Source organism: Proteus sp. GOKU (assembly GCF_015475555.1).
Classification (GTDB): Bacteria; Pseudomonadota; Gammaproteobacteria; order Enterobacterales; family Enterobacteriaceae; genus Proteus; species Proteus mirabilis_B.
The window spans coordinates 1,367,612-1,380,575 of record NZ_CP034105.1 but is presented as its reverse complement, the minus strand read 5'-3'; the positions used below and the strand labels follow the sequence as shown (position 1 = coordinate 1,380,575).

Genomic DNA, 12,964 nt, shown 5'->3' with positions numbered 1-12,964 from the left:
AACCTGTATTTTAAGCAGGCTTTCTTATTCTAGATTTTATTGATTACGCATGACGACGTTCAAAATCAGCCATAAAATCGACTAATGCTTGAACACCTTCCAATGGCATTGCGTTATAAATTGAAGCACGCATACCACCTGATACACGGTGACCTTTTAATGCGACTAAACCTTGTGCTTCCGCCTCTTTTAAGAATACTGAATCCAGTTCAGGAGAAGACATTTGGAAAGGCACATTCATTAGTGAACGATTCTCTGTGGCAATACGATTGATATAAAAATCACTATTATCAATTGCACTATAAAGAAGTGCTGCTTTTTCATAGTTACGTTTTGCCATCTCTTGCAAACCACCTTGCTCTTTCAGCCACTTAAAGACCATACCTGATAAATACCAAGCAAAAGTAGGTGGTGTATTAAACATAGAATCATTTTCAGCAAGCACTGTGTAATCAAATACTGAAGGTGTTTCTTTGCGTGCTTTACCTAATAGATCTTCACGAATAATGACAATAGTTAAACCCGCAGGACCAATATTCTTTTGTGCGCCCGCATAGATAACACCAAAACGGCTAACATCTATCGGTTGAGATAAAATAGAAGATGAATAGTCAGCAATAACAATTTTGCTGTCATCAAAATCAGGCTCTTCATGAATGGCAATACCATCAATGGTTTCATTTGGGCAATAATGCACATAAGCTGCATCAGCGCTTAATTGCCACTCTTTCATTGGTTTAACACCAATTTTGCCATCAACTTCTGTTTTAATTTTAATGATATTTGGCGAACAATATTTTTCAGCTTCTTCGGCTGCACTTTTAGCCCAATAACCACCATCAATATAATCAGCGCTTGCTTTATCGCCTAATAAATTGAGAGGTAAAGCAGCAAAATGACCTCGAGCACCACCGTGGCAAAAAAGAATTTTGTAGTTTTCTGGCACATTAAGAAGATCACGAAGATCTTGCTCTGCCTGATGAGCAACTTCAAGAAACTCTTTACTGCGGTGGCTAATTTCCATAACCGAACGCCCAAGCTCATGCCAGTTGCATAATTCTAATTCTGCACGACGAAGGACTTCTGCCGGTAACATAGCCGGACCTGCACTAAAGTTATATACCTGACTCATTCAAATTCACCCTATCTGAATATGTTTTTACAAAATGACCTTTATCGGTTGTATCATTCCCGTTAAATTGGCGCAATGATTATTGTGAACTAACGCATAATATGCAGCGCGTAAAAATAATGGTTAGGAGTGTTTTATGTCGGGGAGTGTAAATAAAAAAGAAGAAGCGAGCTGGGGAATGCTTCTTCATGGAAAAAATAGTCTAAAATCGCTCGCTTTAGCAGGAGGCGTCGCATTACACGCAATTAATGTCTATATTACGATCACAACACTACCTTCAATTGTACGTGATATTGGTGGGCTTAATTTATATGCATGGAACACCACTGTTTTTATTCTGGCTTCAATTCTTTCTTCTGCATTAACCTCACGATTACTGAGTGCATTTGCACCTCGCAATAGTTATCTTTTTGCCACCATTTGCTTTTTAGCTGGCTCTGTTATTTGTGCAACAGCACCCTCAATGCAGATATTGCTTTTAGGGCGATTTATTCAAGGCGCTGGTGGAGGAATGTTGCTGGCACTTGCTTACTCTTTAGTTCGAGTCATGTTTCCTCAACCACTTTGGTCCAGAGCCATGGCGTTAATGTCTAGTATGTGGGGAATATCGACACTATTAGGTCCCGCACTGGGTGGAATATTTGCTGAATATGATGTTTGGCGCGGTGCATTTTGGTCTATTTTATTTGTAGGCATTCCTTACGCCATTTTATTATTTACTATTCTTCCTACCGAAAATAATGCTGATAATATTGTCGCCAAAGCGCCGTTACCTTATCAACAGCTTATTTTATTAATGCTCGCTGTATTATCTATTTCTATTGGTAGTCTTTATAACGTTATTTTATATAACGCCTTATCCTTTATATTTGCTTTGATCTTTATTTTACTGTTAGTCAATATTGATAAAAAATCAAATGATGGCTTATTTCCTAAAGGAACATTTTCTTTTTCTGCACCATTAGCACCAATATATCTCACCATGGTTTTATTAGGGATCAGCGTACAAACAGAAGTCTTTGTGCCCTATTTCTTGCAAATTATCCATAATATTACTCCTCTACTTTCAGGTTATTTAGCAGCATTGGTTGGTGCGGGTTGGTCTTTTTCTGCCATTATGTCTTCATCAAGTAAACAACATACCGCTCAAAAATTAATGCGTTTTGGTCCAATGATTAATTTTTCAGCCATTGTTATCCTTGGCTTATTTATCTCTAATGTTTTAACCATACCTTATGGGCAAATTATCATTATTTGTATAGCCCTCTTTTTTACAGGTGCCGGTATTGGTATGGCGTGGCCTCATTATTTAACTCGTGTATTGCATGTCTCTCAAGGGCAAGAAGCTCAAAAAGCAGCGACATCTATTACCACTATCCAATTGTTTTCAACGGCTGTTGGTGCCTCTATTTCAGGAACGGTGGTTAATATGGCGGGGTTAACAGATCCGGGTGGCATGATAGGCGCTCAAAATGCGGCACATTGGCTCTTTATTGTTTTTGCAATAACACCATTAATTGCTTTCTTTACAGCAAGAGTTGTTGTCTCTCGAGCCAAAACCAATTAGCCATTTCACGCTTTAGAAATAACAAAGCCTCATTAATGAGGCCTTGTTATTATCCAAACTCTTTTAAATTAATACTTTTCGAAATTCTCTTGGATCTTCGCAGGCTCTTGCGTTTGTGTTAAAGATAATTGTAATAACACTCTCGCTTTTTGTGGGTTTAAGCGCTCTGATGCAACAAAGCCATATTTTGCATCATCGACTTCACCATTTTGTGTAGTAAAGCCTACTGGTACACGGCTTGCACGCACAACAACCACACCTTTTTTAGCGCCATCGGCTAAGGTATCAAAAATATCAGTATATAAGTTGCCGTTACCAACACCCGCGCTGACAATACCTTTATAGCCATTATCAATAAAGGCTTTTGCTGGTAAATTAGAAGCATTGGAGTAGTTATAAACAATACCAACTTTTGGTAATTCAGTCAGTTTACTGACATCAAATGCCGGTTTATCTGCACGAGGTAATGCGGCAGTGTAATAATGAACCTTACCGTTATGTACGTAACCTTGAGCACCTGCGTTAACGGGCTGGAATGCCTGAACTTCAGTCGTGTTCATTTTCACAACATCTTTACCACTGATAACTGCATTATTCATGGTTACTAATACACCACGATCTTCAGAGGCTTTATCGCTCGCAATCACAACAGCATTAAATAGATTTAAAGGGCCTTCGGCACCTAATGCTGTTGCAGGACGCATTGCACCCACCATAACGACAGGTTTTTTACATGCAGTGGTTAAATCAAGGAAATAGGCTGTTTCTTCCATGGTATCTGTACCATGAGTGATCACAAAGCCATCTGTTTTATCGCAGTCTGCATTAATTTTATTAGCCAGCTTAAGCCATACTTGGTCATTCATATCTTGAGAGCCGATATTCACGACTTGCTCGCCTTTTAAATTAGCGACTTTTTTAGCCTCAGGCACTGCATTAATTAATGTATCAATGCCTAATTTACCTGCTGTATAGCTTGATGTTGTTGCTGAATCGCCGCCACCAGCAATTGTGCCACCTGTTGCTAAAATGGTGACATTAGGTAAGGCAAAAGCAGAACCACTGATTACAGCTAACAGGCTGGCGAGCAATGTTTTTTTCATCATCGAACTGATCCCTTATGAGTTTATAAATAAATCCAATTATGATGATTTAAAATTATTAATTCCGTGATAAATCAAACGAATTTATTAAAAAAATTCATATATCAAATAAATTATGAGTGATAAATATAGTTAGCCTTGGGTAAATGAGAGAAATTATTAGTGCATTACAGGGGATTTCAGTATTATGTGCCCCTAACTATCACCAGCAAAATATTGATGAAACCTGCCATGTCACAAACATTTATTCCTGGCAAAGATGCCGCACTGGAAGATTCTATCGCTAGCTTTCAGCAAAAATTAACCGACTTAGGATTTAACATTGAAGAAGCTTCATGGTTAAACCCTGTTCCTAACGTTTGGTCTGTTCATATTCGCGATAAAGATTGCCCTTTATGTTTTACTAACGGTAAAGGTGCTAGCAAAAAAGCAGCATTAGCTTCCGCATTAGGTGAATACTTTGAGCGTCTTTCGACCAATTATTTCTTCTCTGATTTCTGGCTAGGTGCTGATATTGCAGAAGGTGAATTTGTTCACTATCCAAGTGAAAAATGGTTCCCACTAACAGAAGATGATTCTGTTCCTGCTGGCTTATTAGATGCACGTTTACGTGAATTTTATGATCCTGAAGGTGAGTTATGTGGTAGTGAGTTAGTTGATTTACAATCAAGTAATCATGATCGCGGAATTTGCGCACTACCATTTATACGCCAGTCTGATGAAAAGCCTGTTTATATTCCTGTAAACATTATTGCTAACTTATATGCATCTAATGGTATGTCAGCAGGGAATACAAAGAATGAAGCGCGCGTTCAAGGACTGTCTGAAGTTTTTGAACGTTATGTAAAAAATCGCATTATCACCGAAAGAATTAGCTTACCTGAAATTCCTAAAGAAGTTTTAGCTCGCTACCCTGCTGTTATTGAAGCAATTGAAACATTAGAGCAAGAAGGTTTCCCAATCTTTAGCTTTGACGCATCTTTAGGGGGTCAATTCCCTGTTATTTGTGTCGTGTTATTCAATCCACAAAATGGTACATGCTTTGCCTCTTTTGGTGCTCACCCTGATTTTGGTGTGGCTTTAGAGCGTACTGTCACTGAGTTATTACAAGGCCGTAGCCTTAAAGATCTCGATGTCTTTAATCCACCAAGCTTTGATGATGAAGAAGTCGGTGATCACACTAATCTTGAAACACACTTTATTGATTCAAGCGGTTTAATTAGTTGGGATCTCTTTAAGAAAGATGCTGATTACGCATTTGCTGATTGGAACTTCAGTGGTACAACAGAAGAAGAGTTCCATACCTTAATGTCACTTTGCCAACAGTGCGATGCAGAAGTCTATATCATGGACTACTCACACTTAGGAGTTTACGCTTGCCGTATTTTAGTGCCTGGTTTATCAGATATTTATCCTGCTGAAGATTTACAATTAGCCAATAACATCATGGGTGTACATTGGCGCGACACTATTCTTTCGCTACCAACAAGCCAAGGCACTCAAGAAGAGTACCTTTCGCTTATTGGTCAGTTTGATGAAGATGGCTTAGACGACTTTACACGTATCAGAGAGATGATTGGTATTGCTCCGGGTAAAGATAATGGTTGGAGCCATTTACGTGTAGGCGAATTAAAATCAATGTTAGCGCTTGCAGGCGGCGATCTTGATCAAGCGCTTGTTTGGGTTGAATGGACTCAAGATTTTAATGCTTCTTTATTTACGCCAGAGCGTCAAAACTATTATCGCTGTTTACATAATCTCTTATTATTACAACAAGAGACTGAACGTGAACCAGCACAATATATGCACGCATTTTCTCGTATGTATGGCGAAAAAACATTACAAGCGGCCTTAAACGCAATGCAAGGTAAACAAGCATTTTACGGATTACAAACTATTGATCCTGATTTAGCTAATTTACCTGTTCATCAGTCGTTACTGGCAGCCTATGAGAAATTACAGAAAGCAAAACGCCAATCGACTAAATAAGCCTATTTTGTTTAAGGTTATTTATTAAATAATAACTAATTTTAACTGAATAATAAGTGCGTATTTAAATTGAAACACTCTATTGAAAAGTAGAGTGTTTTATTTTGCTAAAAATAAAATATTGACAGATTTGTCAATATGACAAATTTGCCACCTGACAAAATTGTCAAAATATGGCAAAAGTGACGATTTAAGGCATTTAATATGACACTATAAATACATATTGAATTTTTGCACTAAGAATATCACTTAATTCTAGTTTAAATTGCTATTTGTTTAACCAGATCTCAAAAATTAAAAAACCTTATTTTTATAATGGATATATGTCTGGAGTAATCAATAAAGATTAACCACAAATAAAGTAATGTTTATATTTATAGCAAAAGTAAATAAGGCGTTAAATTTGATTTTTAATTCTTAACATACGGGGTTTAAATAATACTTTATATTTACTTTTTACTTTATTTATCCAGCTAGTCTAAAATTTTTTGATAATTTTTAAAAAATTTTTTTATTTTATTAATCAAATAGTTATAGCTAAAATAGCGGGTTTTTACGCACTAAAAACGGGATTCTAATGAGCGACCATGATCCATATCAATTTTAGAAGTAAGCCCCTTTGCTACTATTATTGCGTGCTATAATTATTCCAACATATAAGAGAGTGTTAGTATGAAAGCTGACAGCCCTTTTAATTTATTATCACCTGCTGATATGGCAAAAGTTGCCGATGACGCATGTTGTTATAAAGCAAATAAACAGATCCCAATGACTTACTTATCTGCATTTACTGCGGGAATGTTTATATCTATTGCTTTTGTTTTTTATATTACTGCTACTACAGGTACCGCATCTGTTCCTTTTGGGCTGGCTAAATTAGTCGGTGGGATCTGCTTCTCTCTGGGGTTAATGCTCGTTGTCGTTTGTGGCGCGGACTTATTCACCTCAACTGTTCTTACTATTATACCTAAAGCAACCGGACGTATATCTTGGGGCAAAATGTTTGCTAACTGGATAAATGTCTATCTTGGTAACTTTGTTGGCGCACTCTTTTTTGTCGCCTTAATGTGGTTTGCTGGTCAACATATGGCAGCAAATGGGCTTTGGGGGCTGAATGTTTTACAAACTGCGCAACATAAACTAGAGCACACGTTTATTGAAGCGGTTTGTTTAGGTATTCTAGCTAACTTAATGGTTTGTCTTGCAGTATGGATGAGCTATGCAGGTCGTACACTGATTGACAAGCTTTTTGCACTGATTTTACCTATCGGTATGTTCGTTGCTAGTGGTTTTGAGCACAGTATCGCTAACATGTTCCTTATTCCTTTAGGTATTGTTATTAAGAATTTTGCACCAGCAGAATTCTGGACTAAAGTAGGTGCATCATCCGAACAATTTTCAAATTTAACTGTATCAAATTTTCTCTCTAATAATTTATTACCTGTCACTATCGGTAACATTATTGGCGGAGCAGTCCTAGTCGGTCTGGTATACTGGTTAATGCATCTGCGCGGTGACAAACATTAATCCGTGCAGGTATGACTGATTTCTTAAGTTCCATTGTAAAAAGGTAGAAGTATCATGTCTGATTTAAATGAAAAATTTGCTGAAGCATGGAAAGGTTTTTCTGAAGGTGAATGGCAGAACGGTGTTAACGTTCGTGACTTTATTCAAAAAAACTACACTCCATATGAAGGCGACGAATCTTTCCTAGCAGGTTCCACTAAAGCAACTGATACACTTTGGGAACAAGTTATGGAAGGCATCAAAATCGAAAACCGCACGCATGCGCCGGTTGATTTTGATACTTCTGTTGCTTCAACTATCACATCTCACGATGCGGGTTACATCACTAAAGATTTAGAACAAATCGTAGGTTTACAGACTGATGCACCTCTGAAACGTGCGATCATCCCATTCGGTGGTATCCGTATGGTTGAAAGTTCTTGCCATGCTTACAACCGTGAGCTGGATCCAGAACTGAAAAAAATCTTTACTGATTACCGTAAAACTCACAACCAAGGCGTTTTCGATGTTTATACTCCAGACATCATGAAATGCCGTAAATCTGGTATTTTAACAGGTTTACCAGATGCATATGGTCGTGGCCGTATCATCGGTGACTACCGTCGTGTTGCACTGTACGGTATTGAGTTCCTGCGTAAAGATAAATTTGCCCAATTCACCTCTTTACAAGAAAGAATGGAAAAAGGCGAAGATCTGGAAATGACTATCCAACTGCGTGAAGAAATCGCAGAGCAGCACGCTGCTTTAGGTCAAATCCAAGAAATGGCTGCGAAATACGGTTACGATATTTCTCGTCCAGCTCAAAACGCGAAAGAAGCAGTACAATGGACTTACTTCGGTTACTTAGCCGCTGTTAAATCTCAAAACGGTGCTGCAATGTCATTTGGTCGTGTATCTACTTTCTTAGATATCTACATCCAACGTGATATTGATGCAGGTTTACTGACAGAAGAACAAGCTCAGGAATTAATTGACCACTTAGTCATGAAATTACGTATGGTTCGTTTCTTACGTACTCCTGAATATGATGAGCTGTTCTCTGGTGACCCAATCTGGGCAACAGAATCTTTAGCAGGTATGGGTTTAGATGGCCGTACTCTGGTAACTAAGAATACTTTCCGTTTCTTAAATACCCTGTACACAATGGGTCCATCACCAGAACCAAATATGACCATCCTGTGGTCAGAACAACTGCCTATCAACTTTAAAAAATACGCAGCGAAAGTCTCAATCGATACTTCTTCAATCCAGTACGAAAATGATGACTTAATGCGTCCTGACTTCGACAGCGATGACTATGCAATCGCATGTTGTGTTAGCCCAATGGTTGTTGGTAAACAAATGCAGTTCTTCGGTGCTCGTGCAAACTTAGCGAAAACCTTACTGTATACCATCAATGGTGGTGTTGACGAAAAACTGAAAATCCAAGTAGGTCCAAAACATGCGCCAATCATGGATGAAGTATTAAACTTCGATACCGTGATGAACCAAATGGATCACTTTATGGATTGGTTAGCAACTCAGTACGTCACTGCGCTGAACGTTATCCACTATATGCACGATAAATACAGCTATGAAGCAGCTCTGATGGCACTTCATGACCGTGATGTATATCGTACAATGGCATGTGGTATCGCAGGTCTGTCTGTTGCTGCTGACTCACTGTCTGCAATCAAATATGCAAAAGTTTCTCCAATCCGTGATGAAAACGGCTTAGCGATTGACTTCAAAATTGACGGCGAATACCCACAATTCGGTAACAACGATTCTCGTGTAGATGACATCGCTTGTGACTTAGTTGAACGTTTCATGAAGAAAATTCAGAAACTGCGTACATACCGTAATGCGGTACCTACACAGTCAATCCTGACTATTACTTCAAACGTTGTTTACGGTAAGAAAACAGGTAACACTCCAGACGGTCGTCGTGCAGGCGCACCATTCGGACCAGGTGCTAACCCAATGCACGGTCGTGACCAAAAAGGTGCGGTAGCTTCTCTGACTTCTGTTGCGAAACTGCCATTTGCTTATGCGAAAGATGGTATTTCTTACACCTTCTCAATCGTACCTAATGCATTAGGTAAAGATGATGATGTTCGTAAAGCGAACCTTGCTGGTCTGATGGATGGTTACTTCCACCACGAAGCTGGCATCGAAGGTGGTCAACACCTGAACGTCAACGTGATGAACCGTGAAATGCTGTTAGAAGCAATGGAAGATCCTGAGAAATATCCTCAGTTAACTATCCGTGTTTCTGGTTATGCAGTTCGCTTTAACTCACTGACTAAAGAGCAACAGCAAGACGTTATCACCCGTACATTTACACAAACAATGTAATAAAGATAACTATATGCATTTATTTACTGAGAAAGTAGATAAAATCGCTTAGAATAAAGGCCCCTACTTTGGGGCCTTTTTATTAGACAGTTTTGGAGTAACCCTGTTATGTCCGTACTTGGTCGTATCCACTCATTTGAATCCTGCGGTACTGTTGACGGTCCCGGAATACGTTTCATTGTTTTCTTTCAAGGATGCCTAATGAGATGCCTCTATTGTCACAATCGTGACACATGGGATACTCATGGTGGGCAAATCGTCACAGTTGATGAACTAATGAAAGAGGCGGTTACCTATCGTCATTTTATGAATGCTTCTGGCGGCGGTGTTACTGCTTCAGGCGGCGAAGCAATTTTGCAAGCAGAGTTTGTACGTGATTGGTTCCGTGCTTGCCAGAAAGAAAATATCCATACCTGTTTAGATACTAACGGCTTTGTTCGTCGTTATGATCCCGTTATTGATGAATTAATGGATGCCACTGACTTAGTGATGCTCGACCTAAAACAAGTCAATGATGAGATCCACCAGAAACTGGTTGGTGTATCAAACCAGCGTACACTTGAATTCGCACGTTATTTAGCAAAACGAGGCCAAAAAACATGGGTACGTTATGTTGTTGTACCGGGTTGGTCTGATGATGATGATTCAGCTCATCGTTTAGGCGAATTTATTAAAGATATGAAAAATATCGAGAAAGTAGAACTTCTTCCTTACCACGAACTCGGCAAACATAAATGGGTAGCTTTAGGAGAAGAATACAAACTAGATGGTATTCATCCACCGTCAAAAGAGACGATGGAAAATGTAAAATCAATTCTTGAATCTTACGGCCATAAAGTTATCTATTAAGTTATTCTACTTAATATTAATTTAAGAAGCAGCGGTTTTAAGCGCTGCTTTTTTGTTTATAAAGTAACACCATATCGATACTAGAAAGCCTTATTTTTCATTTCTCTTCATTCCTCTTATTTTATATCTCTCTATTTTTGAAAGTACTTTCTAAGAAATAATATATTTTTCATAAGATTCATGATTTTTACGCTCTTCTCTATTCGGTTTTTTATTATTAAATATGAAACACGCTTATCAAAAACCGAAATAGTCTTTATAAGATTATCCTTAACCTATATTAGCTTTAATACAGTTGATTAATAACAAAACAAAAAGATATTATAGAGCGCTTATATTTATAAACAAAAATATCGGGATTAAGGTACAGGAAATGGAACAAGACAACAATTCATCGCTAACAGAGCCACAAGAGGTATTTACGCCTATTCCTCAAGCGCGAGGCGCCTCTGGTGGTGTTCGCTGGTTAGGACTGGGATGGGATTTAATAAAAGAGCGTTTTTGGATGTGGATAGGCGTTATCATTATCTACTTTATCGTTAGTCTTATTATATCAACCATTCTTGGATTTATTCCGCTATTGGGTCCAATCATTTCACCTTTTGTTACTACTGTATTAGCTGCAGGTGTCGTGGCTATTGCTCATCAGCAGTATGAAACCCAACGTATTGATGTTGATACCTTATTTGTTGGTTTCTATAATAAACGCTATCTTAGTTTGATGGGTGCTTACGGTATTAGTTTCCTCATTTTACTTGCTGGTATTATTCTGGCTATTTTAGTCAGCAGTGCCGCTATGATGGATATTTTTTATGCTATCAATAGCGATTATCCTGAAGAAATCATTGCTGAAATGATGGTGGATAACTCATCTGGATTTACATTATTTTTTATTATTATCGCTATTTTTGGTGCGCTAAGTACTGCAGCCTATTGGTTTGTTCCTGCACTTGTATTAGTTAATGGTTACAAGGCTCTTCCTGCGGTTAAAGCAAGCCTTTCAGCAGTAAAAATAAATTTAGCGGGTGGTTTCTTCTTCTTTATTTTGCTGTTCTTTATTATTGCGATTAGTGTTATTCCATTTGGCTTAGGGTTATTAATTACTATTCCTCTTTCTTACACTGCGATGTATGGCTCTTATCGTGACGTTTTTTATCACCATAATGTAGGAAATCAAGGAAATAACGGTGGAATTGGCGGAAGTGGTGGAAATGGAACAATTTCTCTAAATAAAACCGCTGAATCTAATATTGGTAAATTAGTTAGTTAATTCTTAGCATTAACTTGCTTAAATAAAAAAGCAGTAGAGCGTAAATTCTACTGCTTTTTATTGTCTAAAATAAATAGCTGTTATCATTAACCCGCAAATGGATTTTTATTATCATAAGATTTATTGTAAAGTGCGTCAGAAATTAAATAGTTATAAATTTCATCAACAATTTCAATGCCTTCTTTCTCGCTTCTTTGTTCTTCTATTTGGCTATTCTCACCAGGATAAAGCACTTTCTCTACATCAGGAGCTGGTTTAATTGCATTTAATTCGCCCATAACCTGTGAGATATGTTCTCTAAATAAAGTGGTATCAGTAAAGAAAGCAGGATTGATAACAATATGCAATTGGCCTAATTCTCGCCCTTGTGTTAAATCGTGATACATCGAACTGACATGCTTTCCAAAAGGAAGTCCAAGTAAAATACCAGACAACACATCAACCATCATCATCAAGCCATAGCCTTTAGGTCCTGCAATAGGCAATAAACCTTTTACTGCAAAGGGATCGGTTGTAGGTTTACCACTTTCATCGACAGCCCAAGTATCGGGAATATCAGCATGACGTGAACGCGCATCAAGCACTTTTCCCCATGCTTGCACGGTTGTTGCCATATCAAATGTAATATGTTTATCGCCTACTCCGGGAGCCGAAAAAGCGATAGGATTAGTGCCGTAATACACTTCTGAGCCGCCAAAAGGAACAACCATTGGATCAGATTGACACAGCGAAATACCTATCATACCCGCTTGTGATGCTTGTTCAACAAAGTAGGACAATGCGCCACTATGACCAATTCGTCTTACACCAACAACTGCGACGCCCTTCTCTTGTGCCATTTTAATTGCGCGTTCCATTGCGTCTTTCGCTGCAACATGCCCAGCACCATTATCACCATCAAATACAGCGCTACAAGGCCCCGTTTCTGTATAAGTAAAATCAGGAGCCGTATTTGTACCGCCTTTACTGATCCGTTCTGCATAATACTCTACACGCACAGCACCATGAGAATGAATACCTTTGGCATCAGCATGGACTAAGACATCAGCCACCGTATCAGCATGAGACTCACTCAATCCTGCATGATGTAATTTGTTTTTTATTAATTGATGTAACTGCTGTTTAGAAACTATCATAGAATATGCTCTTTTGTAGGGTTCTAATTAAATAGAAACGTCATAAAATAACTG

The 12,964-nt window shown here is 38.3% G+C and carries 9 protein-coding genes; 6 read left to right on the top strand and 3 right to left on the bottom strand.

Features of this window, described 5'->3' with window-relative positions; all coding sequences use genetic code 11:
- Positions 1-43: 43 nt before the first annotated feature.
- Positions 44-1,132, bottom strand: coding sequence for a 3-phosphoserine/phosphohydroxythreonine transaminase (gene serC, locus EHE21_RS06290; protein WP_099074999.1), 1,089 nt, complete (start codon positions 1,130-1,132; stop codon positions 44-46).
- Positions 1,133-1,268: 136 nt separating this feature from the next.
- Between serC and EHE21_RS06285 the strand changes: the two genes are divergently transcribed.
- Positions 1,269-2,699, top strand: coding sequence for an MFS transporter (locus EHE21_RS06285; protein WP_194952147.1), 1,431 nt, complete (start codon positions 1,269-1,271; stop codon positions 2,697-2,699).
- Between the two features lie 68 nt (positions 2,700-2,767).
- Here EHE21_RS06285 and ansB read toward each other — a convergent pair whose 3' ends face one another.
- Entirely contained in the window at positions 2,768-3,805 is a 1,038-nt protein-coding gene (gene ansB / locus EHE21_RS06280; protein WP_194952146.1) for an L-asparaginase 2, read from the bottom strand.
- A 228-nt stretch (positions 3,806-4,033) separates the two neighbouring features.
- On the opposite strand from ansB, the gene ycaO reads away from it, so the two are divergent.
- From ycaO to EHE21_RS06255, 5 genes are all read left to right on the top strand, one after another.
- Positions 4,034-5,791 (top strand): 30S ribosomal protein S12 methylthiotransferase accessory factor YcaO, encoded by a 1,758-nt coding sequence (ycaO, locus tag EHE21_RS06275; protein WP_194952145.1) that lies wholly within the window; start codon positions 4,034-4,036, stop codon positions 5,789-5,791.
- Positions 5,792-6,463: 672 nt separating this feature from the next.
- A complete protein-coding gene (focA, locus tag EHE21_RS06270) occupies positions 6,464-7,318 on the top strand; it encodes a formate transporter FocA (protein WP_075673549.1) in 855 nt (284 codons plus the stop codon).
- 54 nt (positions 7,319-7,372) lie between these two features.
- Positions 7,373-9,655, top strand: coding sequence for a formate C-acetyltransferase (gene pflB / locus EHE21_RS06265; protein WP_098943737.1), 2,283 nt, complete (start codon positions 7,373-7,375; stop codon positions 9,653-9,655).
- Between the two features lie 108 nt (positions 9,656-9,763).
- Positions 9,764-10,504, top strand: a complete 741-nt coding sequence (pflA, locus tag EHE21_RS06260) for a pyruvate formate lyase 1-activating protein (RefSeq protein ID WP_023581312.1) — start codon at positions 9,764-9,766, stop codon at positions 10,502-10,504.
- Between the two features lie 373 nt (positions 10,505-10,877).
- Entirely contained in the window at positions 10,878-11,774 is an 897-nt protein-coding gene (locus tag EHE21_RS06255) for a BPSS1780 family membrane protein (RefSeq protein WP_088493300.1), read from the top strand.
- 86 nt (positions 11,775-11,860) lie between these two features.
- Here the strand turns inward: EHE21_RS06255 and allD are convergent, their stop codons facing one another.
- Complete coding sequence (gene allD / locus EHE21_RS06250) at positions 11,861-12,910, bottom strand: ureidoglycolate dehydrogenase (protein WP_194952144.1); 1,050 nt, start codon at positions 12,908-12,910, stop codon at positions 11,861-11,863.
- Positions 12,911-12,964 lie beyond the last annotated feature (54 nt).